A 24,187-nucleotide genomic window follows, 5' to 3' on the forward strand; every position below is an offset into this window, starting at 1 on the left:
CCGCGCTGAGGGTGCTCGTGCCGATGGGTGGTGATGGTGCTCAACGCGTGACGGCGTCGGCTGCTTCCGCGTCGTCCTCCGCCGTCCGGCCGGTCCAGTGGTCGGTGGCGCCCACGGCCTGCACCGGCAGGGTGCCCGCGGAACGGGCCGCGGCGACGCGCTCGGCGTGCGTCGGCGGGTTCGCCGGCACGTGGGCGGGCCGCGCGGCCTCGGCCTCGCGACGCAGCACGGGGACCACCTCGGTGGCGAGGAGGTCGATCTGCTCCAGCACGGTCTTCACGGGGAGCCCGGCGTGGTCCATGAGGAACAGCTGGCGCTGGTAGTGGCCGACCTTCTCGCGCAGGGCGCCGTACCGGTCGATCACCTGCTGCGGGCTGCCGACGGTCAGCGGCGTGTCCCGGACGAAGTCCTCCAGGGAGGGGCCGTGCCCGTAGACAGGGGCGTTGTCGAAGTAGGGACGGAACTGTCGCACGGCCTCCTGCGAGCGCGCATTCATGAACACCTGGCCGCCGAGCCCCACGATGGCCTGGTCGGCCTGCCCGTGCCCGTAGTGCTCGAAGCGCTGCCGGTAGTAGCCGACCATCTGCGCGGCGTGCTCGATGGGCCAGAAGATCGCGTTGTGCAGGAACCCGTCGCCGTAGTACGCGGCCTGCTCGGCGATCTCGGGGGACCGGATGGAACCGTGCCAGACGAACGGCGGGACGCCGTCCAGCGGGCGGGGGGTGGAGGTGAAGCCCTGCAGCGGCGTGCGGAACTTGCCCTGCCAGTCCACCACGTCCTCCTCCCAGAGGCGGCGGAGCAGCGCGTAGTTCTCGACGGCCAGCGGGATGCCCTGGCGGATGTCCTGGCCGAACCACGGGTAGACGGGGCCGGTGTTGCCGCGGCCCATCATGAGGTCCATCCGCCCGTCGGAGATGACCTGGAGCATCGCGTACTCCTCGGCCAGCCGGACCGGGTCGTTCGTGGTGATGAGGGTCGTCGCGGTCGAGAGCGTGATGTGCTTCGTGGTGCCCGCCAGGTAGCCGAGCATCGTGGTCGGCGACGAGGGGACGAAGGGCGGGTTGTGGTGCTCGCCGGTCGCGAACACGTCCAGCCCGGCCTGGTCCGCGTGCTGGGCGATGGTGAGCATCGCGCGCACCCGCTCGGTGTCGTCCGGGGTGCGGCCGGTCGTCGGGTCGGTGGTGACGTCTCCGACGGAGAAGATCCCGAACTGCATGGTGCGCCTCGCTCGTCTCGTCCTGACTGACAGGTTCATGCGTTTGCATGTACTGCCGCTCCAACCGTGCCCCTCTCGACGGTATTCCCGGTAAGGGCCCCCGCGCCCGCGCACCCTCGTCCCGATGTATCTGGACGGACGTGCAGTTCCCCTTCTGCCCGTGCGCCGGGCCGCGGCGCCTCGAGCACCACCGGCGGACCGGGCGCACCGCACGAGCACGCGCCGACGGCTCGGCGAGGACGACGAAGGACGACGAAGGGCGACGATGACGATCCTCAGCTCCCAGACCGGCCCCGACTTCCGTCCGGCAGCGCCGGCCGCCGCCCGGGCGCTCCAGGACCTCGTGCCGGACGTGCACCTGCCCGGGTCGGCCCGGTACGCGACGCTCACCCGCACCACCGACCTCGTGCGCACGGTGAGCCCGGTCGCGGTCGTCGAGGCGCGCAGCCCGGTGGACGTGAGCCGCACCGTCCGTCTCGCCGCCGCGTTCGGCACGGCCGTCGCGGTGCAGAGCACCGGCCACGGTGCGACGGAGGAGATGCGGGACGCGATCCTCGTGCACACCGGGGCGTTCGACGAGATCACGGTCCACCCGGAGGAGCGCTGGGCCAGGGTCGGTGCCGGCGTGCGGTGGGGGCAGGTGCTCGAGGCGTGCGCGCCGTACGGGCTGGCCGCGCTCGCGGGCTCGTCGCCGGACGTGGGCGTGGTCGGGCTGCTCACGGGCGGCGGCATCGGCCCGGTGGCCCGGTCGCACGGCCTGTCGTCCGACACCGTCCGGGCGTTCGAGGTGGTCACCGGCGACGGCGTGCTCCGGCGCGTGTCCGCCACCGAGCATCGCGACCTGTTCTGGGGCCTGCGCGGCGGCAAGGGCGCGCTCGGGATCGTGACGGCGGTCGAGATCGACCTCGTCGAGCTGCCCGAGGTCTACGCCGGCGGGCTGTGGTTCGTCGGTGACGACGTGGACAGGGTGCTGCGCACCTGGGCGGTGTGGTGCGAGCTGCTGCCCGAGCAGGGCACCACGTCGGTGGCCGTCCTGCGGATGCCCGACGTGGACCCGTTCCCGGATCCGCTGCGCGGACGGGTCGCGCTGCACGTGCGCTTCGCCTGGACCGGGGACGCCGGCGTCGGCGAGCAGATGGTCCAGGCGATCCGCTCGGCCGGTCACGCCGTCCTCGACTCCGTCGACCGGATGCCGTACTCCTCCATCGGTGAGATCCACGCCGACGCGGTCCACCCCATGCCACTGCACCGGACGACGATGCTGCTCGACGACCTCGGGCCCGACGCGGTCGACCGGCTGATCGAGCTCGTGGGCACCCAGGCGCAGACGGCGCAGGTGCTCGTGGAGGTCCGTCAGCTCGGTGGTCGGGTCCGGGAGGGCGACGAGTGCGCGTTCGCCCACCGGGACGCGGCGTTCACGGTGCTCACGCTCGGCCTGATGGCCCCGGACACCGCCCATGCGGTCACGCGCGACGCCGCCCGCATCGCCGCCGGGCTCGCACCGTGGGCCCGGCTCGGGGCGCTGCCGAACTTCACGGACGCGGCGGGCCGCCCCTGGGCCGACCGGGTGTTCACGCCGCTGGTCGCGCGCCGGCTGCGCGTGCTCTCGCTCGCGTACGACCCGGCGGGAGTGCTGCTCGCCGCTCGCGGCATGCGTTCCTGACGTCACGGCGCTCGGGCCGTGCGGTCGTGATGGCAGGCCGCTCGGCGCTCAGCGGACGAGCGGCAGCCGAGGGTCGTGGTGCAGCGGTGCCGGTCCGTCCGGTGCCGGCCCGGGCCCCGGGCGCGGCAGCAGCACGCTTCGCGGGTCGGGCGCAGGACCGACCCCTGGTCGGGCCGCTGGTCCGGTCCCTGGTCCGGCCGCAGGGGCCGACGGCGTGGCCGGCATCGGGCCGGACGGGACGCGGGAGGTCGGCCCCGACGTCGGGCTCGGGGTGGGGTCCGTGAAGTCGTCGGGCGTGGTGACGGACACCACCCCCACCTCGTCGGTGTCGGTGAACTGCGCGGACGTGCTCCCGACGAGGGGCCCGACCGCCGCGACCAGTCCGAGGAGCACGGCGGCCCCGAGCCGGGTCCAGCCGGCCCGGTCGGTGCGCGCGGAGGTCCGGCCAGGCACAGGGAAGGCGCGGTCAGCCGAGGAGGAGCGCATCGAGCCGCCTCTCCTCGCTGGTCCTCGCCCGCCGGGCGCGTCGGCGGGCGTCGATCGTCGAGAGCACCTCCAGGGTGGCGAGCGCGAGGAGCGGCGGCACGAGCATCACGGCTCGTCCGGTCGCCGAGCCCGCCCACTGCAGCACCCAGCCCCACCCGTGGTGCACGCCGAGGATCACGCCGCGGACCCGGGTGTACGGGGTCGCGTTGGGGTCCGGGACGGGGTTCGCGTCACCCTTCGTGATGATGTACTGCCGCATCTCCGGGGCGGCCCCCGCGCCGCCGGGAGCGACCATCGTGCCCGTCGACTCGTCCTGGGTGAGCACCGGCATGCTGCGCAGCTCGACGATGCGGTGCGTCACCAGCGTCTCCGAGCCCAGCGGCCAGAACGACACGACCTGGCCGACCTTCAGCTGCGACGCGTCGGTGATCCGCCGCATCACCACCGCGTCCCCGGCGTCGAACTTCGGGGCCATCGACCCGGAGGTCACCACGAGCAGCCGTTGCTCGTGGGCCTGGAACCAGAGCGGGACGGCGAGGGACGTGGCGTACCCCAGCCCGCACACCAGGACCACGGTCCACAGTGCGACGGACACGAGCCGGCGCAGCGGCGGCAGCGGCGGGCGGTGGGTCGAGGCGTGCAGCACCGCCGCGTGCTCGAGCCGGCGGTCCACCGGTTCGGTACGCGCGCGTCGGGCGGTTCGCGTCATGTCCCTGATCAGGACCTCTGGGCGCCGTGGGTCGTCTGGGAGGCGTAGAACTTCAGCGAGACCGCGGTCGCGGTGCCCTGGTAGGCGTTGTCGTCGGCCGTCGACGGGAACGAGACCTTGACGCAGAGGGTCTCGTCCTGGGTGGAGCCGAGGACCCGGTTCCCGGCGTCGGACTCGAGCGCGCGGTCGCCGAACAGCGCGTCCTCGCCGGTGCTCAGATCGGTCACGGTCGCGAGCGGCGTGGCACCGTCGGTGTCCGACGGTGCGCTGCACCGCGCGAGCCCGGCGTACACGTCGAGCACGAGGCGGTCGGACAGGTGCGCGTCGTCCGCGCCCGTGCCGGCACCGGTCTGCGTGTCCGTGTCGGTGGCGGTGTACGTGACGGCGTACCAGTACGACAGCGTGCCGGCGTTCGTCACGGTCACCGGGGCGACGACCGCGTCCCCCGGCATGAGGTTGCCGTCGAGCACCGGCAGCGTGAGCTGGTCGGTCGTGAGGTCGATCGTGCCGGAGGCGATCGCCGAGCCCGTCGTGGCGTTGTCCGTGAACAACGCCGCCGTCGTCAGCCTCGTGACCCCGACCACCGCCAGACCCACGATCGCGACCGTCATCCAGAGCCGTCGCCGGCGGGGTGCGTCACGGGGCGCAGGCGCGGGGTCGATCATCTCCTGCAGCAGGTCGTCCATCACGGCGGTGTGCTCCTCCGGGCTTCGTCGTCGGGCGGGGTGTCCGTCCCGGTCCTCGTCGTGTACCGACAGAACACGGCACATCGGTCGTTATCGGCAGGCGCTGCGGGGGACTTGAGCGTTTCTGCACGATTTCTTCTCCTACGGGTCGGACCGGGCGGCCCGCGGCGGTCGAGCGGTCGCCGTGCCGCCCCGCGAGCCCGTCGCCGACTCCGCTCGACCGGGGCCGGTCGGCGCCGCGGGGGCTGCCGGCGGGCGCGCCCGGCGCTGCCGCGGGACGTCGCTCAGGGTGGGCAGCAGCGCGGCCGGCACGGCGGGGGAGTACCAGAAGCCCTGGGCCTGGTCGACGCCGAGCCGCCGCAGGACGGTCGCCGTCTCCTGGTCCTCGACGCCTTCGGCGACGACGCGCAGGTCGAACGAGTGCGCGAGGTCGACCATCGCCTGCACGACCACCTCGGATCCCGCCCGCCCACCGTCGCGCAGGTCGGCGACGAACAGCCGGTCGATCTTGAGCTCGTCCACGGGCAGGTCCCGCAGCTGCGCGATCGAGGTGTTGCCGATGCCGAAGTCGTCGATGGCCACCTTGACGCCGATGGTGCCGAGCCGCTGCAGCACGGGGACCACCCGCGACGGGTCGGCGACCAGCGCGGTCTCGGTGATCTCGACCTCGAGGAGCTCGGGCGGGACGCCGTGGCGCTCGAGCAGCCCTTCGATGACGTCGACGACGGTGGAGGTCGTCACGTCGTGCGCCGACAGGTTGACCGCCACGGGCGTCACGCGGCCCTCGTCGCGCCACCGGGCGAGCTGCGCCACGGCCTGCGAGAGCGCGAACCGCGTCACGTCGTGGATGAGGCCGGACTGCTCGGCGAGCGGGATGAACATCCCGGGCCCGAGCAGCCCGCGGGTGGGGTGCCGCCAGCGCATCAGCGCCTCGAGGCCGACGATCTTGCCGCTGTTCAGGTCGATCTTCGGCTGGTAGTGCATCTCGAGCTGCGGCTCGGCGTCCGGCTCGGTGTCGAGGGCGTGGTGCAGGTCGCCGAGGAGCACGAGCCGCGCGGGCGACGAGTCGTCCTCGTCGGCCGAGTACACCGAGACGCCGGTGCGGTGGTGCTTCGCCGCGTACATCGCCACGTCCGCCGTGCGCATGAGGGACGACGGGTCGTGGGCGTGGTCGGGCAGGCACGCGACGCCCACCGACGTCTCGACGTGCAGCGACAGCTCGCCGAGCGTGAACGGCGGCACGAACAGCGCCCGGACCCGCCGGGCGAGGCGCTCGGCGTTCGCGATCGAGCGCACGTCGGGCAGCAGGATCGCGAACTCGTCGCCGCCGAGGCGAGCCACGACGTCCTCGTCGCGCAGCGCACCGCGGAGCCGCTCGGCGACCTGCTCGAGCAGCTCGTCGCCCCGGTCGTGGCCCAGGGAGTCGTTGATGTCCTTGAAGCGGTCGATGTCGAGCAGCACGAGCCCCACGCGGGACCCGTCCTCGTGCGCCGCCGTCACCGTGCGCAGCATCCGCTCCGCGAGCAGGCGACGGTTCGGGAGGCCGGTGAGCGAGTCGAGCAGCGCGAGCCGGGCGTTCTCGAGCGCCGTCGACTGCAGGCGCCGCGACGTGGTGAACACGGTGCGGAACAGCAGCAGCCACAGGGCGACGAGCCCCCCGCCGACCACGAGGCCCACGGTCCGGACCGCGTCCGAGAGCGCGGCCTCCGACGCGGTGTGGTCGAGCAGGATCTCGGCGGCGCCGACGACCTCGTCGCGACCGGTCGCGTCGGCCCCCTCCGGCGTCCCGCCGTCACCGGTGGTGGCCGGGGACGCCTCGCCGGCGGGCGCCTCGTCGGCCGGCGCGCCGTCGGCCGGAGCGCCGTCAGCCGGCGCCGCGGCGTCGGCCGGGGCGGCCCCGCCCTCCGTGTGCCGCGGTCCCGCCGTGTCGGAGGCACGCACGGGCACGTACACGTCCAGCACCTGCCGCTGCATGGCGGACCCGCCGTCTCCGGGTGCCTCGTGGTCCCGCAGGTCCACGAGCACCTGCGCGTCCGCCACGCCGGAGCGCTGGACGTGCGCGAAGCGGTCGTTGTCCGGGAAGCCCGGCCGTGCGCCCGTGGTGGAGGAGTACATGAGCGTGCCGGTCGCGCTCCACAGCCGGACCTCGACGAGCCGGTCGCCGAACCCGTTCGCGGCACCGTCGACGCGCGCCTGCTCCTCGGGCGACACGAGCCCGTCGGCGAACGCGTCCGAGGGCAGCGATCCCACGGTGTACGCCATCAGGGTCTCGGCGGACGCCGTGCCGTCGCGCAGGGCCTGGCCCCGCATCACGTTGGACGTCACCCAGACGAGGGCGCAGCCGAGCGCGGCCATCGCGACGACGGAGACGACGGCGAAGTAGCGCGTCAGGGACCAGCGTCGGCGAGCAGCGGACGGCGGCACGCAGCACCTCGGGATGGACGGTCGGGGCGCGCCGGGGCGGCATGCGCTACGGCGAAGGGTAGGGGGTCGACATGTGAGCTCACGACATACCTGGTCAGAGTGCCGCGTGGCAGGCATTCCGGTGCGGCGGCGCGCCGGTGCGTGCGCCCGGGAACTCCCGGCGGGGTCGTGGTGTTGCAGCGACACGAAGGAGGTTCCGATGACCTACGAGGTGACCAAGTCCGACGAGCAGTGGCGGCTCGAGCTCGCGCCGCAGGAGTTCTCGGTGCTGCGCAAGGCCGGCACGGAGCGCCCCTGGACGGGGGCTCTGCTCGACGAGAAGCGCGAGGGCGTGTACCGCTGTCGGGCGTGCAGCAACGAGCTGTTCCGGTCCGACACCAAGTTCGACTCGCACTGCGGGTGGCCGAGCTTCTTCTCGCCGCTGGCGGGTGACCGCGTCGAGCTGCTGACCGACCGGACGCTCGGCATGGTGCGGACCGAGGTGCGCTGCGCCCGCTGCGGCTCCCACCTGGGGCACGTGTTCGACGACGCCCCGCAGACCCCGACGGGCGACCGGTTCTGCATGAACTCGGTGAGCCTGACGTTCGAGCCGACGGCACCTCCGGAGGAATGACTCGCCGGCAGGCGACCGCCAGGCGGGGACGGTCGGCGATGTGAGCGTTCACGTGCACCGTCGCCCGGTTCGAAGCGATTCGAACCGGGCGGCGTGTCAGTGCTCGACACGCTGACGCGTGGCGTCCAGATGGTTGACGCGACTGAAGGTCGGGCCCTGCGTTGCCGATAATGCCTGCGTGGAAGAGGTCCTGACGGTTCGCAGGTGGAGGCGCTACGGCGCCGACCGCCTGTTCGTCACGGAAGAGACCGGGGCGATGCTCGGATCGGTCGATCTCCAGTCCGGCGAGGTCGTCGCGGACGACCCCGAGCGCGAGGCCGGCCTGCGCCGTGCCGCGCAGGCGTGGCTGCGCACCGACGCGCGGGCCGACGTGACCGAGCTCGTGCTGCCGGTACCGACCGCCCCCTCGGACGCGCTCGACGCCTTCGACGAGGCGGCGCTGGAGGCCTGGCTCGGCTCCGACTCCCGCGACGTCCCCGACGACAGGTACCGCTCCGGCCGTGCGAGCTCGGTCCGTACCCGCCTGGACCGCCTGACCGACGAGGGCTGGGAGGTCGTCCGCGACGTCCCGCTCGGTCGGCAGGGCGACATGGTCGGGCACCTGCTGATCGGGCCCGGCGGCATCTTCACCGTGAGCGAGCGCCGTGAGGCGGGACGCACCTGCCACGCTGACGGCCTGACCGACGAGGACGACGTCGACGTGCAGCCCGGACATCGCGGCCGGCCCGGTTCCGCGTCGACCGTGGTCCTGGACGGCCGCCAGATGATCGTCGACGGCGTCCCGGTCGCCGCCCTGCGGGTCGCGCGCCTCGAGGCGTCCCGTGTCCAGGGGCACCTGCTCGCCGCGGCCATCCCCGGCATCAGCGTCCGCGGGGTCATCGTGGTGCACGGCGATCTCGAGATCGTCGGCGTCGTCGGGCCCGAGGACCCGCTCGTGGTGCACCGCACGGACGTGCCCGGCCTGTTCCGTCAGATGCCGGTGCGGCTCGACCCCGCGCGGGCCCGTGCCATCGCCCAGATCGCCCGCCGTCGGCGTACTTGGTCGCACTGAGCCGCAGGTCACGGGGCGAAGCCCGACCTCGCGGCCGGCTCCGGGCGGTTCGGCGCGCCCTCGGCTTGCACGTGTCCACGGCATCACCTGGGTGCTAGCACCCAGGACGGACTGGACGTGTGCACAGGTCGTCTCCCGAGACCGGCCCGCGGGGCGTGCCCGTCAGTCAAGATGTGCCCGTGGTCGACGAGAACTTCCTCCAGCTCGAGCGAGAGCTGGGCCTCCTGCTGCGCCGGGCCCAGGCGTCGTCGACGGCGTTGTCCCGCCGGGTCCACCCCGACCTGGAGCCCTCGGCCTACGTGCTGCTCGGCCACATCGTGGCGACCCCGGGCGTCCGCGCCAGCGATCTGGCCACGTTCATCGGCGTCGGTCGCGGCACGATCTCGCGCCAGCTCAGCCGGCTCTCGGCGCTCGGGCTGGTGTCCCGCCGACCCGATCCGGAGGACTTCCGCGGCCAGCTGCTCGACCTCACGGAGGAAGGCCACCGGCGCTTCGAGTCCGCCCAGTCCGCGAGGAGGGCGTACCTGCACAGCGCGCTGGCGTCCTGGTCCTCGGAGGACGTCGACCGGCTCGCGGCCCAGCTCGCCCGGCTGAACGCGGACCTCGCCGAGGTTCGGCGCGCCGACGAGCCGACGGACTGACCGGGTACGCGCAGGGACCGGGCGCACGAGGGACCGGGCGGCGGACCCCCCGGGGTCAGCGCGGTCCCAGAGCGTCCACCCGCTCGTCGGCCATCTCGTCGGCGTGGCCGGTCGGCAGGGCTGGAGCGGGCACCGAGGCGCCCGTCGTCGCCTCCTGATCGGCGGCCAGGTCCTCGAGCTGCTGCTCGATGCCGGACCGGCGACCGAGCGGCACCTCCTGGAGGAACAGCACGGCGACGAGCGAGACGAGCGCGATCGGCGCCGCGATGAGGAACAGGTCGGCGATCGAGTCGCCGAACGCCTGCTCGACGACGGTCCTGATCGGCCCCGGGAGGGTCGAGACGTCGGGCAGCTCGCCTGAGCCGCCGAGCGCCGACGGGTCGATGCCGAGCTTGCGGACGCCGGACAGGATCAGCTCCTGCGAACGGGCCGCGAGGACGGCCCCCAGACCGGCGACGCCGAGCGCACCACCGAGCGTCCGGAAGAACGCCACCGTCGCGGTGCCGGAGCCCACCTCCTTGATGTCCAGGGTGTTCTGGGTGGCGAGCACGAGGTTCTGCATGAGCATCCCGACACCCACGCCGAGGATGACCATGTAGAGGCCCACGAGCAGGAAGCTCGTGTCGTAGTGGATCGTGCCCATGAGGACCAGGCCGACGGTGAGGACGGTCGCGCCGGCGACCATGAAGCGCTTGTACCGGCCGGTGCGGCTGATCAGCTGCCCGCTGACGGTCGACGAGGCGAGCATGCCGACGATCATCGGGATGGTCAGCAGGCCGGACACGGTGGGCGTCTTGCCGCGGGCGAGCTGCATGTACTGGCTGAGGAACACCGAGGTGCCGAACAGGGCGATGCCGACGGCGATCGAGGCGATCACGGACAGCACCAGGGTGCGGTTCCTGAACAGGTGCAGCGGGAGGATCGGCTCGGCGGCCCGCGACTCGGCGAGCACCGCGAGCGCCAGCAGCACGAGCGAGCCGCCGACCATGGCCGCGGTCTGCCACGACGCCCACTCGAACTTGTCCCCGGCGAACGTGACCCACAGGAGGAGGGTCGCGATGCCGGCCGAGATGAGGAACGCGCCGAGGTAGTCGATCTTCACCGTGCGCCGGGTCCGGGCGGGCAGGTGCAGGGTGCGCTGCAGCACGACGATCGCGGCGATCGCGAACGGCAGGCCGATGAAGAAGTTCCACCGCCAGCCCAGGGCGCTGTCCGTGATGACGCCGCCGAGCAGCGGTCCGCCGACCATGCCGATGCCCATCACCGCGCCCATGAGGCCCATGTACCGGCCGCGCTCGCGGGGGCTGATGATGTCGGCGATCAGGATGGTGCCGAGCGCGGTGAGCCCGCCGGCGCCGATGCCCTGCAGGGCCCGCATGCCGATGAGCATGCCCGTGCTGTGGGACAGGCCCGCGAGCGCCGACGAGACCACGGAGATGACCAGCGCGAGCTGGATGAGCAGCTTGCGGTCGACGAGGTCGGCGAGCTTGCCCCAGATCGGGGTCGAGATCGTGGTGGTCAGCAGCGTGGCGGTGACGACCCACGTGAACGCGGACTGGGCGCCGTGAAGGTCGGTGATGATGCGGGGGAGCGACGACGACACGACGCTCGTCGCGAGGATCGAGACGAACATCCCGAGGAGGATCCCCGACATCGACTCGAGGATCTCGCGGTGGGTCATGGCGGCGCGGGCGGCCTGGTCGGGTGGGGTGCTGGGGTTCTGGCTCATGCTCGTCGTGCTCGCTCTCGTGCTGGTGCGGACGGTGGGCGGACCCGGCGTCGTCGGCAGGTTCGGGGTGTGGCGGGGGATCGTGGGGCAGCGGCCCGGCGGGCCGAGGGGGGCGAGTCGTTAGCCGGTGTGGTCGCTGAGGTGGTGGGCGCGGGTCGAGGCGTCGACGCTGGCCGTGAGCCGGTCGAGGGCATCGGTGCAGGCCGCGACGTCGGCGGCGTCCCAATCGGTGAGGATCTCGGCCGTCCGCCGGTCGAGGGCGGCGCGCATCTGGGCCGCGAGCGCCTTGCCGGCCGGCGTGAGCCGCAACGTCCGGACGCGGCGGTCGCCGTCGTCGACGGTGCGCTCCACGTAGCCCTCGGCGACGAGGTTGCTCACCTGCCGGCTGGCCACGGAGATGTCGACGTGGAGGACGTCGGCGATGTCGCCGACCTGCATGGTTCCGCGCCGGTCGAGCATCCGGACCACGGGCACGGACCCGCGGGAGCAGGGGAGCTGCCTGGACACCAGGTACGAGGCTTCACGGACCGACCTGGCGAAGCGCTCCACCGACCGCAGCAGCTCCTGGCGGGCGCTGTCGACGGATGGGGGTGTCCCCAGGGCGGGGGCGAGCTGTGGCGCGGCGGACATCCTGCTCCTTTGTTGCCTGTAGCAACCACCGTAGCCTAAGAGGTTGCGTCGGACAACTTCTGCATGGCGCAGGTACCGAGCTCCGGCCATGGCGCGACAAAGGTCCCCGCCCACGCGCGGCGCGTGAGCGGGGACCCTGGTGGTCCGAAAGGCCCCTTGCGGCCCCGTCAGCCGATCAGACAGCTGTCGTCGCAGCGCCCCGACGGCCGCGCACGACCTTGACGTCCTCCATGTCCTCCAGCTGGACGCCCTTCGTCTCGGGCACCTTCCAGAGCGTGAAGAAGAACGACAGCGTCGCGAAGATCGCGTACATGAGGTACGGGATCGAGGCGCCGAACCGGTCGAGCATCGGCGGGAACGAGATCGTGATGAGGAAGTTGGCGATCCACTGAGCGGCGGCCGCGAGCCCGAGCGCGGCGGCCCGGATGCGGTTCGGGAACATCTCGCCCAGCAGCACCCAGACCAGCGGGCCCCACGTGGCACCGAAGAACACCACGAACGCGTTCGCCGCGACGAGCGCGATGGTGCCCCACGAACCGGTCAGCGTCAGGTTGTCACCCGTGCCGGTCGACTGCGTGAACGCGACCGCCATGGTGGCCAGCGAAGCCGCCATGCCCGCGGAGCCGATCAGCAGGAGCGGGCGGCGCCCGATCTTGTCGATGAGGGCGATCGCGATGAACGTCACGGCCACGTTGGTGATCGACGTGATCGTCGAGACCATGAACGAGTCGCTCTCGTCGAAGCCCACGGCCTGCCACAGCGTGTTCGAGTAGTAGAAGATCACGTTGATCCCGACGAACTGCTGGAACACCGACAGCAGGATGCCCACCCACACGACGGGCAGCAGACCGCGGCCGTTCGGTCTGCGCAGCGTGGCGTGCTGGGCGTGCTCCTTGTCCTCGGCGATCGTCCGCTTGATCTCGTCGATACGGACCTGCGGGTCCTCGTCGGGCCCGAGCACGTCGGTGAGCACGGCGAGCGCCTCGGGCTCGCGCCGCATGGACACGAGGTAGCGGGGCGACTCGGGGATCCGCAGCGCGAGGATCCCGTACACGGTCGCCGGGACCACGGCGACGATGAACATCCACCGCCACGCCTGCAGGCCCCACAGCTCGGCCGACGCCGCGAGCTGGCCCTCCGCCGGGTCCGTCGACGACGCGATGAGCTGGTCGGAGAGCAGCGCGGCGAAGATACCGAGCGTGATGGCGAGCTGCTGCAGCGACCCCAGCCGGCCCCGGAGGGCCGCCGGTGCGATCTCGGCGATGTACGCCGGGGCGATCACGGACGCGATGCCGATGCCGATGCCCGCGAGGGTCCGCCACAGCATGAAGTCCCAGATGGTCCAGGACAGACCGGTGAGCACGGACGACACGAAGAACAGCACTGCGCCGAGGAACATGACCCGCGGCCGGCCCCACCGGTCCGCGAGCCGCCCGCCGGCCCATGCGCCGACCGCGCAGCCGAGGAGCGCCACGGCGACGGCGAAGCCCTGCAGGGCCGAGCCGATGTCGAAGTGCACCCCGAACGCGTCGACGGCGCCGTTGATGACCGAGCTGTCGAACCCGAACAGGAATCCGCCGACGGCGGCGGCGACCGCGAGCGCGATCGCCTTGTTGTGGTGCGGGCTGCGGTAGTCGCCGCTCCCTGCGGCCGGCCCCTGCGGCGACGCTGACGCGTGGGACATGATGGGCACCTCCTGGCCCCCGAGCCCGTCCCGGGAGATGTTCCTTACTGTGGCCCGCGGGCCATGGCGACGCACGTCGAGCAGGGTTCCGCCCGGCCCGCCCGCAGGGCAGGATCGTCCGGTCGGCACGACAGGGCCGGCACCGGGCACGGCCACGGGGAGACGGAGGCGGCGATGACGGAACCCGGCGGACCGCGTCGACCCCGTCGACCGGCGATGCTCGACCCGGCGCAGGCAGACGCCCTCCCGGGCGCGCTCGACCCGGCCGTGCGCGACGAGATCGCGCACGCGACGGCCGCCGCGCTCGTGCACCAGGGCCGCGCCCATGCGGACCCCGACGTGGTGGCCCGGCTCGTGGCCCTCGTCGAGACCGAGGGTCTCGACATGGTCGCCGAGCTCTGGTCGGACAGCCCCGCCGACTCGCTCCCCGGCGCGCTGTGGCGCCTGTACGTGCTGCGCGAGTGGGTGCTCCGCGACCCCGCCACGGTGGCCGAGCGGTACCGCCTGGGCGTGCACGCCGCGCCGGTGCACGACGTGGTCGCCGGCGTGGCCGACGCCCCGGGGCCGGCCGACGTGCGGAACGTGGCGGACGCCGTGCTGTCCGGGGTCTACGCGGGCGACCTCGCCGTGGCGCTCGAGCGGGCGGCGGCGTTCTGCCAGGTGCTCGCGACCGGTGCCGCGTTCGACGCCGACCACCTCGACGACGTCGACCCCGCCGGGGCGCTCCGGACCACCCGGGGTGCGGCCTCGCTGGTGCGCACGGCCGAGGAGCTCGGCCACGCCGCCTCCCTCTGGCGGGCGGGACGGCTGGAGTAGGTCCCGCCCGCGCCGCGTGGCAGTACACCCGACCGGGTGGCGCGCGGGTTGGTGATCTCACGCACACGCGGCGACCGGGTGAGGCGGCGTATCGTGGACCACGACGTCGGGCCGCGGTAGCCCCGGGCTCCATCTCAAGCCGCTTCGAGCGGCCTTGCGCCGAGAGGCGCTCCGCGGTCCGGCGTCGCTCACCTCTCCCCCAGCAGCGCTGCGGTCGGCGTGCGCCGACCGTGTCGGAGCGTGCGCCGTCGACCGCATCCCGTGTCGCCGGCGTGGCGATCGGCTGGTCGTCGCTCAACCGGGCCCCGGGGCGTCGCCGGGCTGTCACCATGTGTCCATGTGGTCGTCGTCGGCCGTTAGGCATTACCCCGGCCGTGACCTAGCCTGATCCCCGTCCGTCCCCCCCTCCACGGAGACTGCTGTGCGCCTGCGCCTCACCCCGCGCGACACCACGTACTTCGACCTCTTCGCCGACTCGGCGAAGCACCTCGTCACCGGAGCGAACCTGCTCGGCGAGATGCTCGGCGCCGACCGCCCGACCCGCAAGGAGATCGGCAAGCGGATCAACGAGGCCGAGCACCTGGCCGACGAGGCGACGCACACGATCATGCGTCGGCTCAACCAGACGTTCGTGACCCCGTTCGACCGGGACGACATCTACAACCTCGCGTCGAGCCTCGACGACTGCATGGACTTCATGGACGAGGCCGCCGACCTCATCGTGCTGTACAAGGTCGAGGAGCTGCCCGCGCGCGTCTCCGACCAGGTGGCCGTCCTGCAGCGGTGCGCCGAGCTCACTGCCGAGGCGATGCCGCGGCTGCGCTCCATGGACTCGCTCTCGGAGTACTGGGTCGAGGTGAACCGCCTCGAGAACCAGGCGGACAAGTCGCACCGCAAGCTGCTCGCGCAGCTGTTCGACGAGATCACCGACCCGATCCTGCTCATGAAGCTCAAGGAGATCGTCGAGAAGCTCGAGGATGCGGCGGACGCGTTCGAGAAGGTCGCGAACACCGTCGAGACCATCGCGCTCAAGGAGTCCTGAGCCCGGTGGAGACCGCGCTCGTCGTCGTCGTCGTCCTGTTCGCGCTCGGGTTCGACTACACCAACGGCTTCCATGACGCCGCCAACGCCATCGCGACGTCGGTGTCCACGCGGGCGCTGACCCCTCGCGTGGCGCTCACCATGGCGGCGATCATGAACTTCACCGGTGCGCTGCTCGGCACCGCCGTCGCCGAGACCATCGCCACCTCGATCGTCGACCTCAGCGACGCCCCGCCGCACCAGGCGCTCGTCGTCATCGTGTGCGCGCTCGTCGGGGCCATCACGTGGAACCTCATCACGTGGTGGCTCGGTCTCCCGTCGTCCTCGACGCACGCCCTCATCGGCGGGCTCGTCGGCGCCGGGCTCGCCGGCAACCTCGGGGTGTACTGGTCGTCGGTGTACGAGAAGGTCGTCATCCCGATGGTCGTCTCGCCGGTCGTCGGGTTCGCCGCCGCCTTCTTCATCATGGTCGGCGTCCTCTGGCTGGTCCGGAACCGTCCGCCCGGCAAGACGTACCGCCGCTTCCGCGGGGCCCAGACGGTGTCCGCCTCTGCCATGGCGCTCGGCCACGGCCTGCAGGACGCGCAGAAGACGATGGGCGTCATCTACCTCGCGCTCCTCACCGTCGGGTGGGCCGACCCCGACACCGGCATCCCGCTGTGGGTCAAGGTCTCGGCCGCCGCCGCGATCTCCGCGGGCACGTACTCGGGCGGGTGGCGCATCATGCGGACCCTCGGCCGCAAGATCATCGAGGTCGACCCCGCGCGCGGCTTCGTCGCCGAGTCCGTGTCCGCGACGGTCCTGTACCTCAACGCGTTCGTGCTGCACGCGCCCGTCTCCACCACGCACACCGTGACCGCGTCGATCATGGGTGTCGGGGCGACCAAGCGGGCGTCCGCGGTCCGCTGGGGCGTGGCCGGGAACATCGCGACGGCATGGGTCCTGACGATCCCGGCAGCAGCCCTCGTCGCGGCGCTGATCTACTTCGTCCTGAGCCCGCTGCTGCGCTGAGCAGGGTGCTCAGTCCTCCGGGTGGTGCGTCTCGGTCGCCACCACGCGAGGACCCTTCTCGGTCTGCGCCACGTGCGCGACGAGCACCTGCGCGGGGTGCAGGAACGGGTCGAGCCGCGGCAGCGCGTCGGCGACCGGCCGCAGGGCGTGCTGCGCCAGCACGTCCACGACGGTCGGCAGCACCGGCCGGTGCGTGCAGACCACGGAGTCGGCAGGCCACGCGAACAGCCCGGCCACCTCGGCCGCCACCTGGGCCGGCGACGTGGAGTGGGCCGCCTCGGTGAGCACGGTCGACACCTCCGGCTCCAGGCCGGTGGCCGCCGCGTACGGCTGGACGGTCTGGGTGCACCGTGCCCACGCGCTCGTGACCACGCGCGACACGCCGAACGCGGACAGGATCGGCACGAGCGCGCGAGACTGCCGGTGTCCTGCGTCGGTGAGCGGGCGGTCGAGCTCCGAGCCGTCCCAGTCGGCGCGGCGGCGGGCCGTCCCGTGCCGGGCGACGACGACGGCTCGCGTGTCGAGCCGGCCCTGCGCGTTGTCCTCGACCAGTGCGGCGAGCGGTGCGAGGTCCTCCTGCCGGGTGAGCCGTTTCGCGGCGACGTCGACGTCGAGCCAGCGCACCTGGTCGACCTCCTCGCGGGAGGCCCGCGGGACCGGCGGGCGGGCGCGCAGCGCGGCGGAGTCGGGACGGCCCGCCACCTGCGCCGCCCAGTAGTGCACGCGCTTGAGGCGCCCGTCGGCCAGCTCGTACTCCAGACCTGGCAGCGGCAGGCCGAGCACGATCTCGTGGCCGGTCTCCTCGGCGACCTCGCGGGTCGCCGCCTGCACCGTGGACTCGCCCGGGTCGAGCTTTCCCTTGGGCCACGACCAGTCGTGATATCGCGGCCGGTGCACAAGAGCCACCTGCAGCCGTCCCGTCCGGACCCGCCAGACGAGCGCTCCGGCCGCCTCGACGACAACCGGCGGACGGGCTGCCCTCACCGGCCGGTCCCGGGGCGGCGGCGCTGCCGCTGGATCAGCGCACCCTGCTGGTCCATGAGCGGTCCGTCGGGCCCGCGGCTGTGGCGGACCCACGTGCCGTCCGGCCCGAGGTACCAGGACGACGTGCGCTCGTCCATCGACTCGTCGACCAGGTCGACGATCTCCGTGACCTGGTCGGGATCGGCGATGCGCAGGAGCGCCTCGACGCGGCGGTCGAGGTTGCGGTGCATCAGGTCCGCAGAGCCGATGTACACCTCGGCGCCCTCGAACGTGGCGTCCGGGTCCGGGACCGCGTTCGCGAACGCGAAGATCCGCGAGTGCTCGAGGAAGCGGCCGAGGATCGAACGGACCCGGATGTTCTCCGACAGGCCGGGGACGCCGGGCCGGAGCGCGCAGATGCCACGGACCACCAGGTCGACCGACACGCCGGCCTGGGACGCCCGGTAGAGCGCGTCGATGACGGCCTCGTCGACCATCGAGTTGACCTTGATCTTGATCCACGCCCGTTCACCGGCGCGGGCGGCGCGCGCCTCCCGCTCGATGCGCTCGACCAGTCCGGCGCGGACGCTGCGCGGGGCGACGAGCAACCGGTGGAACCGCGACTTCGGGGCGTAGCCGGACAGCTGGTTGAACAGCCGGGTGAGGTCCTGGCCGACCTCGGGATCGGCCGTGAGCAGCCCGAGGTCCGTGTACAGCCGGGCCGTCTTCGGATGGTAGTTGCCGGTGCCGACGTGGCTGTACCGGCGCAGCCCGTCCGGCTCCTGACGGACCACGAGCGACAGCTTGCAGTGCGTCTTGAGCCCGACGATCCCGTACACGACGTGCACGCCGGCCTGCTCGAGCTTGCGGGCCCAGGAGATGTTGTTCTGCTCGTCGAACCGTGCCTTGATCTCGACGAGGGCCAGCACCTGCTTGCCCGCCTCGGCGGCGTCGATCAGGGCGTCGACGATGGGGGAGTCGCCCGAGGTGCGGTAGAGCGTCTGCTTGATCGCCAGAACCTGCGGGTCGTTGGCCGCCTGCTCGAGGAACGTCTGCACCGACGTCGAGAACGAGTCGTAGGGGTGATGCAGCAGGATGTCCCGCTCGCGGATCTTGGCGAAGACCTCCGCCGGCGTCGCGCTCTCCACCTCGGCGAGCTGCCGGTGCGTGGTCGGGATGAACCGCGGGAACTGGAGCTCGGCCCGGTCCAGGTCGGCGATGACGTTCAGGCCGGTGAAGTCGAGCGGCGCGGGCAGCTCGTACACCTCCTCGGGAGCCATGCCGAGCTCCCTGATGAGCAGCTGGCGGATGCGCGGGCTGATCCCGTCGGCCAGCTCGAGCCGTACCGGCGGACCGAAGCGGCGCCGCAGCAGCTCCTTCTCCATGGCCTTCAGGAGGTTCTCGGCGTCGTCCTCCTCGACCTCGACGTCCTCGTTGCGGGTCACCCGGAACGTGTGGTGCTCGATGACCTCCATGCCCGGGAACAGGTGCTCCAGGTGCTCGGAGATCACGTCCTCGACGGGCACGAACGACATGGGACCCTTCTCCACGGACGCCGCCTGCACGTCGGGCGCGGACGGGCGGCCGCTCGCGTCGACCGCGATGAACCGCGGCAGCAGCGGCGGCACCTTCACCCGCGCGAAGTGCTCCTTGCCGGTCGTCGGGTTCACCACCACGACCGCGAGGTTGAGCGACAACCCCGAGATGTACGGGAACGGGTGCGCCGGGTCCACGGCGAGCGGCGTGAGCACCGGGAAGATCTGCCGGCGGAAGAACTTGCGCAGCCGGTCCTGCTCGCTCTCGCCCAGGTCGTCCCAGCGGACCAGGGTGATGCCGTCGGCGGCGAGCTCGGGCTGCACGCGCTCGGCGAACACCCGGGCGTGCCGGTCCTGCAGCTCGTGCGCCTTGTCGCTGATCGCCTCGAGCACCTGCCGGGGCGAGAGGCCTGACGCCGCCGTGACGGCGATGCCCGTCGCGATCCGGCGCTTGAGCCCGGCCACCCGGACCATGAAGAACTCGTCCAGGTTCGAGGCGAAGATCGCCAGGAACCGCACGCGCTCCAGCAGGGGCAGCTCGGGGTCCTCGGCGAGCTCGAGGACGCGCTGGTTGAAGGCCAGCCAGGAGAGCTCGCGGTCGAGGAACCGGTCGTCGGGCAAGGGCTCGAGCTCCGGATTCGTCTCCCGGACGTCGGCGCTCGCCATGTGCTCGGCGATGTGTGCCGCGAGGGACGGGTCGATGGCAGGGGCGTCCGTCATGAGCCCATCGTGACACCTGAGGGTGAAGCCTGGGTGCCGTAGCCGAACATGACGTCGGCCGCCTCCTTGACGAATCCCAGACGGCCGTACGTGCGGATCGCGACGGTGTTCTCGGCGCCGGTGTACAGGACCGCCCTGGCCAGCCCGAGGCCCGCGAGGTGGTCCAGGCCGAGCGCCGTCAGCGCGCCGCCGAGCCCTAGTCCCTGCGCGTCCGGGTCCACCCCGACCACGTAGATCTCACCGACGGCGGCTGCGTGCCCGCCGGCGCCGGCGCCGGCCGCGTGCACCTTCGTCCAGACCGAGCCGAGCAGGGTGCCCTCGCGCTCGGCGAGCAGGAAGCCCGCCGGGTCGAACCACGGCTCCGCCTCGCGGGCGCGCAGGTCGTTCGAGGTGATGCGGCCCTGCTCCGGGTGGTACGCGAACGCCCGGGCGTTCACCCGACGCCAGGCTTCCTCGTCCTGCCCCGGGACGAACGTGCGGACCGTCACGCCCTGGGGCAGCGGGCGGCCGGGCCGGTCCGCCGTCAGGTCCAGTCCCATCCGCCAGAGCTCACGGATCACGACCATCCCGGCGCGGTGCGCGAACGCCCGCGCCGCCGGCAGGTCGCCGTGGGCCCACACCCGCAGGCTGCGCCCCGGAACGACGGCCGCCTCGGACCCGAGCCGGTCCAGCAGGCGTGCGCCGATGCCCGTGCGGCGACGGGCCGGGTCCACGACGAGCTCGGCGGACGCCGAGGTGGCCGCGCCGACGTCCGCCTGGGCGTAACCGACCAGCTCACCGGTCGGGTCCGTGGCGCACAGGTGGACGGCGGGCGGCTCTGGGTCCGTCAGCCACAGCAGGGGCTGCTCAGAGAGCGGGGCCACCCGGTCGACGACGGCCGCCCGGTCCGCGAGCCGGCGGACGGCCCCGGCGGTCTCCCTCCGGAGCGGGCCCGCGGTGGCAGTCACCGTGACCTGCGCAGTCATGTCGTCCGGCATGGCCCAATCCCACCATGTGCGGCGAGGGCTGCCGACCGCGCCGCGGCCGACGCCGCGCACGCCGACCAGCCGTGCGCCCTCCGTGCAGCGGGTACGTTGGGTCGGACATGGATGCTTCGCCGATCACCCAGGGCGCAGGTGAGCGGACCCCGCGGACGCGCCGCGAGCTGCGGCAGGCCGACGGGCTGTCGATCACGCAGCGCGGTCCCGGCACGGCCGGCGCGGGTGCGCCCCTGCCGGCCGACGCGGGTGTGCCTGTACCCGCCGTGGAGGCTGACGCGGGTCTGCCTGTGCCCGCCGACCCGGGTGTGCCTCGGGAGGCTGACGCGGGTCTGCCCGTACCCGCCGACCCGGGTGTGCGTGTAGCGGCCGGTTCAGCCGTGACCGACCCGGGCCGGCCGGTGCTGGCCCGGCGGCGAGACATCACGGCCGGCACGCGGACCGACGTCACGGCGATCATCCCGGCGGTGAAGCCGCCCCGTGCGGCGACCGGCGTCCGGGCCGTGCCCTCGCCCCGTGCCGCGACCGGCGTCCCGATGGGTGCCTCGGCAGGCGTCGGCGAGCCGGTCGCGCCAGACGCGCCCGTCGCGCCAGACGTGCCGGTCGCGCCGGACGTGCCGGTTGCGCCAGACGTGCCGGTCGTGCCCGTCATGCCGGCCGCGCCAGACGTGCCCGTCGAGCCGGGGGAGCCGGTCGCGCCAGACGTGCCGGTCGAGCCAGACGTGCCGGTCGAGCCAGACGTGCCGGTCGAGCCAGACGTGCCGGTCGTGCCGATCCAGAGTCGTCGGGCGGCACGCCGTCGGACGGTGTCGGCCGACGCCGCGGGAGCCGGGTCGGTGCGGACCGGTGCCGACGTCGTCGAGGTCGACGTGGTGGTCGTCGGTGCCGGGCAGGCAGGGCTGTCGTCCGCGTACCACCTGCGACGGCGCGGCCTGGTGGCGGTCGGCGAGCGCGGCTGGGAGACGGCCGGGTCCACGTTCGTGGTGCTCGACGACGCCGCGCAGCCGGGCGGAGCGTGGCAGCACCGGTGGCCGACGCTCACGATGGCCGACGCGCACGGCGTGCACGACCTGCCCGGCATGCCGCTCGTCGTGCCGGACCCGGACGAGCCGGCCGCGCGGGCGGTGCCGTACTACTTCGCGCAGTACGAGGGCGAGTTCGACCTCCACGTGCAACGTCCCGTGCGGGTGACGTCCGTGGAGCCCGGCCCGGACGGTCGGCTGCTCGTGAGGTCGCAGAGCGTGGTCGGGCCGCGCGAGACGGTCGTCTGGAGCGCGCGTGGTCTCGTCAACGCGTCCGGTACCTGGCGGAAGCCGTTCTGGCCGACCTATCCGGGGCGCCACACGTTCCGTGGCCGGCAGCTGCACACGCACGACTACCGGAGCGCCGACGAGCTGGCGGACGGGCACGTGGTGGTGGTCGGGGGCGGGACGTCCGCGGTCCAGCTGCTGCTGGAGCTCGCCCGCGTCACCACCACCACGTGGGTCACCCGTCGACCGCCCGCGTGGCGCGACGAGGACTTCACGCCGGAGGTCGGGCGGGACGCGGTGGCGCTCGTCGAGGAGCGGACGAGGGCCGGGCTCCCGCCGCAGAGCATCGTCTCCGTCACCGGGCTGCCACTGACACCCGCCTACCGCCAGGGGATCGCGGACGGGGTGCTCCGTGCGCGTCCGGTGTTCGACCTGATCGAGCCCGACGGTGTGACCTGGACGGACGCGCCCGCCGAGGCACCCGACGGCTGGGTCGCAGGGCCGCCGCACGTCGAGGCCCGGACCATCCTGTGGTGCACCGGGTTCCGTCCCTCGCTCGACCACCTGGGCCCGATGCGCCTGCGCGGCGGTGGTGGCGGGATCGTCATGGACGGCACGGAGGTGGTGGCCGACCAGCGGGTCCAGCTGGTCGGGTACGGACCCAGCGCGTCGACCGTCGGCGCGACGCGGGCCGGGCGGGAGGCCGTGCGCAACCTGGGCCGGTTGCTGGGGATGTAGCGCTCCCGGGTCCCCGCAGGCCCGGCGCCCCCTCCCGCGGTGCCCGGCCGGCCGCCTCCGAGGCAGCCGGCCGGGCCTCACGTCAGCGGCAGGTCACCGCGACGGCTCCGGTCGGTGCCGGACCGTTGGCCACGAAGCCGTACTCCGCGGTCGCGCCGGCTCCGAGGAGCCCGTTCCACGCCGCGTTCGAGACGGTGACGGACGACCCGGACGACGAGTACGTGCCCGCCCAGCCGCTCGCCACCGAGCCGCCGGAGGGGAGGGTGAACGCGGTGGTCCACGAGCTGATCATCGCGCTGCCGGCCTTGACCGTGACCGTCGCCTGGTAGCCGCCCGGCCAGTCGTTGAGCACCTTGAGCGACGCGGAGCACCTGCCGCCCGGGTTCGGGGTCGGCGTCGGCGTCGGGGTCACGGTGGGCGTCGGGGTCACTGTGGGCGTGGGCGTCGGTGTGGGCGTCGGCGTGGGCGTCGGCGTCACCGTGGGCGTGGGGGTGGGCTGCACGCCGCCGTAGATCTTCGCCGTCACAGCCGTCGCCTTGATGCCGTTCGTGCCGTTGAGGACCCGCTGGCCCCAGGCGGAGAGCTGCGCGGGGTTGAAGCTCGTCACCATGTCGAGGATCGGGTCGGTGTTGCCCGACCACGACCAGCCGTAGTACCCGATGTTCCGCTTCACGGCCTCCGACATCACGGTGTCCATGTCCACGTTGGACGAGGTCGCCCGGTAGCCGAACTCGCCGACGATCAGCGGCAGGCCCTTGGCCTTGAACGCGTCGAGGTACGACGTGATCGTCGAGGCGCTCGAGTAGACGTCGTACATGTGGATCGAGAACAGCGTGTTCGCGTCCGGGTCCGCGGCGGCGACCGTTGCGGCGCTGTCCCGCATGACGTTCTTCCAGTCCTGGCCCCACGCGGGGGCGTCCACCACGATGTTGTGGTGCAGGCCGGCGGCGCGCAGCTTCTGGATCGCCGCCGACGTGTCGGACGCCCACTTGAGGTTGGCGGTGTCGTTGTTGCCGAACGGCTCGTTGCCGATGTTGATCTGGATGTAGTCCTCCTGGCCCTTGAGGACGGACGCCAGCGAGATCCAGTAGCTGGCGGCGGTGTCGAGGCTCGCGGCTGCGCTCTCCTCGCCGTAGCCGGTGGTGTCGTGGTCCTCGAGCATGCAGATGAGCTTGTTCGCCTTGCACAGGCTGATGATGTTCGCGACGTCCGTGGCGTCGTTCTTGGTCCACCGGGTGCCGTCCGACAGGACGACCCGCAGCGCGTTGGCCCCGGCGGCGCGGATGGCGGGGATCGCCGTGGGCGTCTGCGACGTGTACCAGGTGTGCGCGTGGCTGACGCCGCGTGCGACGAAGGGGGTGCCGTCCTTCTCGACGAGCTGGGTGCCGGAGACGTGCAGCCCGGGCGGCGTGGCGGCGCCGGCCGCGGTCGGGACGAGCGACGTCGCGCCGAGCGCGACGGCTGCCGACGCCAGCACGGCGACGGACAGCAAGGGGAGTCGAGACCTCATGGACATCCTCGTTCCTGAGTTTTCGGGCGTTCGCGGGCGCGCGACAGCCCGAGGGTTCTCGTGGGTGGATGCACCCGCCCGCCGTTCCGCCGGC

The 24,187-nt window shown here is 72.9% G+C and carries 20 protein-coding genes; 8 read left to right on the forward strand and 12 right to left on the reverse strand.

Going from position 1 to position 24,187, the window contains the following annotated elements:
• Positions 1-40: 40 nt before the first annotated feature.
• On the reverse strand, positions 41-1,216 hold the full coding sequence (locus ACVW07_RS16120) for an LLM class flavin-dependent oxidoreductase (protein ID WP_456820238.1): 1,176 nt from the start codon (positions 1,214-1,216) through the stop codon (positions 41-43).
• A 265-nt stretch (positions 1,217-1,481) separates the two neighbouring features.
• Here ACVW07_RS16120 and ACVW07_RS16125 point away from each other — a divergent pair, with 265 nt between their 5' ends.
• On the forward strand, positions 1,482-2,879 hold the full coding sequence (locus ACVW07_RS16125) for an FAD-binding oxidoreductase (RefSeq protein WP_456820239.1): 1,398 nt from the start codon (positions 1,482-1,484) through the stop codon (positions 2,877-2,879).
• A 48-nt stretch (positions 2,880-2,927) separates the two neighbouring features.
• Here the strand turns inward: ACVW07_RS16125 and ACVW07_RS16130 are convergent, their stop codons facing one another.
• From ACVW07_RS16130 to ACVW07_RS16145, 4 genes are all read right to left on the reverse strand, one after another.
• Positions 2,928-3,365: a hypothetical protein gene (locus ACVW07_RS16130; protein ID WP_456820240.1), complete on the reverse strand. Its 438-nt coding sequence runs from the start codon at positions 3,363-3,365 to the stop codon at positions 2,928-2,930.
• On the reverse strand, positions 3,346-4,074 hold the full coding sequence (locus ACVW07_RS16135) for a signal peptidase I (protein ID WP_456820241.1): 729 nt from the start codon (positions 4,072-4,074) through the stop codon (positions 3,346-3,348). The genes ACVW07_RS16130 and ACVW07_RS16135 overlap by 20 nt, the downstream gene beginning before the upstream one ends.
• Positions 4,075-4,082: 8 nt before the next feature.
• A complete protein-coding gene (locus ACVW07_RS16140; protein WP_456820242.1) occupies positions 4,083-4,760 on the reverse strand; it encodes a TasA family protein in 678 nt (225 codons plus the stop codon).
• Positions 4,761-4,901: 141 nt separating this feature from the next.
• Positions 4,902-7,184 carry a putative bifunctional diguanylate cyclase/phosphodiesterase gene (locus tag ACVW07_RS16145; RefSeq protein WP_456820243.1) on the reverse strand — a complete coding sequence of 761 codons (2,283 nt, stop codon included), beginning with the start codon at positions 7,182-7,184 and terminating at the stop codon, positions 4,902-4,904.
• Between the two features lie 199 nt (positions 7,185-7,383).
• Between ACVW07_RS16145 and msrB the strand changes: the two genes are divergently transcribed.
• From msrB to ACVW07_RS16160, 3 genes are all read left to right on the forward strand, one after another.
• Positions 7,384-7,797: a peptide-methionine (R)-S-oxide reductase MsrB gene (gene msrB / locus ACVW07_RS16150; protein ID WP_456820244.1), complete on the forward strand. Its 414-nt coding sequence runs from the start codon at positions 7,384-7,386 to the stop codon at positions 7,795-7,797.
• 178 nt (positions 7,798-7,975) lie between these two features.
• Positions 7,976-8,848, forward strand: coding sequence for an NERD domain-containing protein (locus ACVW07_RS16155; RefSeq protein WP_456820245.1), 873 nt, complete (start codon positions 7,976-7,978; stop codon positions 8,846-8,848).
• Positions 8,849-9,027: 179 nt separating this feature from the next.
• The gene (locus ACVW07_RS16160; protein ID WP_456820246.1) at positions 9,028-9,489 is read left to right on the forward strand and encodes a MarR family winged helix-turn-helix transcriptional regulator; all 462 of its coding nucleotides are present in this window, start codon (positions 9,028-9,030) and stop codon (positions 9,487-9,489) included.
• Between the two features lie 55 nt (positions 9,490-9,544).
• On the opposite strand, the gene ACVW07_RS16165 is transcribed toward ACVW07_RS16160, so the two are convergent.
• The 3 genes from ACVW07_RS16165 to ACVW07_RS16175 all read right to left on the reverse strand — a co-directional run bounded on the left by ACVW07_RS16165 (position 9,545) and on the right by ACVW07_RS16175 (position 13,532).
• On the reverse strand, positions 9,545-11,218 hold the full coding sequence (locus ACVW07_RS16165) for an MDR family MFS transporter (protein ID WP_456820247.1): 1,674 nt from the start codon (positions 11,216-11,218) through the stop codon (positions 9,545-9,547).
• Positions 11,219-11,338: 120 nt separating this feature from the next.
• A complete protein-coding gene (locus ACVW07_RS16170; protein WP_456820248.1) occupies positions 11,339-11,848 on the reverse strand; it encodes a MarR family winged helix-turn-helix transcriptional regulator in 510 nt (169 codons plus the stop codon).
• 175 nt (positions 11,849-12,023) lie between these two features.
• A complete protein-coding gene (locus ACVW07_RS16175; RefSeq protein WP_456820249.1) occupies positions 12,024-13,532 on the reverse strand; it encodes a sugar porter family MFS transporter in 1,509 nt (502 codons plus the stop codon).
• 216 nt (positions 13,533-13,748) lie between these two features.
• Here ACVW07_RS16175 and ACVW07_RS16180 point away from each other — a divergent pair, with 216 nt between their 5' ends.
• The 3 genes from ACVW07_RS16180 (at position 13,749) to ACVW07_RS16190 (ending at position 16,400) form a co-directional block, all read left to right on the forward strand.
• Positions 13,749-14,348: a hypothetical protein gene (locus tag ACVW07_RS16180; RefSeq protein WP_456821098.1), complete on the forward strand. Its 600-nt coding sequence runs from the start codon at positions 13,749-13,751 to the stop codon at positions 14,346-14,348.
• A gap of 421 nt (positions 14,349-14,769) precedes the next feature.
• A complete protein-coding gene (locus ACVW07_RS16185; protein WP_456820250.1) occupies positions 14,770-15,390 on the forward strand; it encodes a DUF47 domain-containing protein in 621 nt (206 codons plus the stop codon).
• Positions 15,391-15,395: 5 nt separating this feature from the next.
• Positions 15,396-16,400: an anion permease gene (locus ACVW07_RS16190; RefSeq protein WP_456820251.1), complete on the forward strand. Its 1,005-nt coding sequence runs from the start codon at positions 15,396-15,398 to the stop codon at positions 16,398-16,400.
• Between the two features lie 9 nt (positions 16,401-16,409).
• Here the strand turns inward: ACVW07_RS16190 and ACVW07_RS16195 are convergent, their stop codons facing one another.
• From ACVW07_RS16195 to mshD, 3 genes are read right to left on the reverse strand one after another with little or no spacing between them, the layout of a single operon-like run.
• Positions 16,410-17,384 carry an NUDIX hydrolase gene (locus ACVW07_RS16195; RefSeq protein ID WP_456820252.1) on the reverse strand — a complete coding sequence of 325 codons (975 nt, stop codon included), beginning with the start codon at positions 17,382-17,384 and terminating at the stop codon, positions 16,410-16,412.
• On the reverse strand, positions 17,381-19,618 hold the full coding sequence (locus tag ACVW07_RS16200) for an RNA degradosome polyphosphate kinase (protein WP_456820253.1): 2,238 nt from the start codon (positions 19,616-19,618) through the stop codon (positions 17,381-17,383). Before ACVW07_RS16200 ends, ACVW07_RS16195 begins: the two co-directional genes overlap by 4 nt.
• Positions 19,615-20,595: a mycothiol synthase gene (mshD, locus tag ACVW07_RS16205; protein WP_456820254.1), complete on the reverse strand. Its 981-nt coding sequence runs from the start codon at positions 20,593-20,595 to the stop codon at positions 19,615-19,617. The genes ACVW07_RS16200 and mshD overlap by 4 nt, the downstream gene beginning before the upstream one ends.
• A 380-nt stretch (positions 20,596-20,975) precedes the next feature.
• Between mshD and ACVW07_RS16210 the strand changes: the two genes are divergently transcribed.
• Positions 20,976-22,583, forward strand: coding sequence for an NAD(P)-binding domain-containing protein (locus tag ACVW07_RS16210; RefSeq protein ID WP_456820255.1), 1,608 nt, complete (start codon positions 20,976-20,978; stop codon positions 22,581-22,583).
• A gap of 82 nt (positions 22,584-22,665) precedes the next feature.
• Here the strand turns inward: ACVW07_RS16210 and ACVW07_RS16215 are convergent, their stop codons facing one another.
• Complete coding sequence (locus tag ACVW07_RS16215) at positions 22,666-24,093, reverse strand: cellulase family glycosylhydrolase (RefSeq protein ID WP_456820256.1); 1,428 nt, start codon at positions 24,091-24,093, stop codon at positions 22,666-22,668.
• Between the last annotated feature and the right edge of the window lie 94 nt (positions 24,094-24,187).

This window comes from Cellulomonas sp. URHB0016, from assembly GCF_054057935.1.

Coding starts and splice junctions, on each gene's coding strand:
- ACVW07_RS16120 (WP_456820238.1), bottom strand. CDS start 1,216: ATGCAGTTCGGGATCTTCTCCGTCGGAGACGTCACCACCGACCCGACG.
- ACVW07_RS16125 (WP_456820239.1), top strand. CDS start 1,482: ATGACGATCCTCAGCTCCCAGACCGGCCCCGACTTCCGTCCGGCAGCG.
- ACVW07_RS16130 (WP_456820240.1), bottom strand. CDS start 3,365: ATGCGCTCCTCCTCGGCTGACCGCGCCTTCCCTGTGCCTGGCCGGACC.
- ACVW07_RS16135 (WP_456820241.1), bottom strand. CDS start 4,074: ATGACGCGAACCGCCCGACGCGCGCGTACCGAACCGGTGGACCGCCGG.
- ACVW07_RS16140 (WP_456820242.1), bottom strand. CDS start 4,760: ATGGACGACCTGCTGCAGGAGATGATCGACCCCGCGCCTGCGCCCCGT.
- msrB (WP_456820244.1), top strand. CDS start 7,384: ATGACCTACGAGGTGACCAAGTCCGACGAGCAGTGGCGGCTCGAGCTC.
- ACVW07_RS16165 (WP_456820247.1), bottom strand. CDS start 11,218: ATGAGCCAGAACCCCAGCACCCCACCCGACCAGGCCGCCCGCGCCGCC.
- ACVW07_RS16170 (WP_456820248.1), bottom strand. CDS start 11,848: ATGTCCGCCGCGCCACAGCTCGCCCCCGCCCTGGGGACACCCCCATCC.
- ACVW07_RS16175 (WP_456820249.1), bottom strand. CDS start 13,532: ATGTCCCACGCGTCAGCGTCGCCGCAGGGGCCGGCCGCAGGGAGCGGC.
- ACVW07_RS16180 (WP_456821098.1), top strand. CDS start 13,749: ATGCTCGACCCGGCGCAGGCAGACGCCCTCCCGGGCGCGCTCGACCCG.
- ACVW07_RS16200 (WP_456820253.1), bottom strand. CDS start 19,618: ATGACGGACGCCCCTGCCATCGACCCGTCCCTCGCGGCACACATCGCC.
- mshD (WP_456820254.1), bottom strand. CDS start 20,595: ATGCCGGACGACATGACTGCGCAGGTCACGGTGACTGCCACCGCGGGC.
- ACVW07_RS16215 (WP_456820256.1), bottom strand. CDS start 24,093: ATGAGGTCTCGACTCCCCTTGCTGTCCGTCGCCGTGCTGGCGTCGGCA.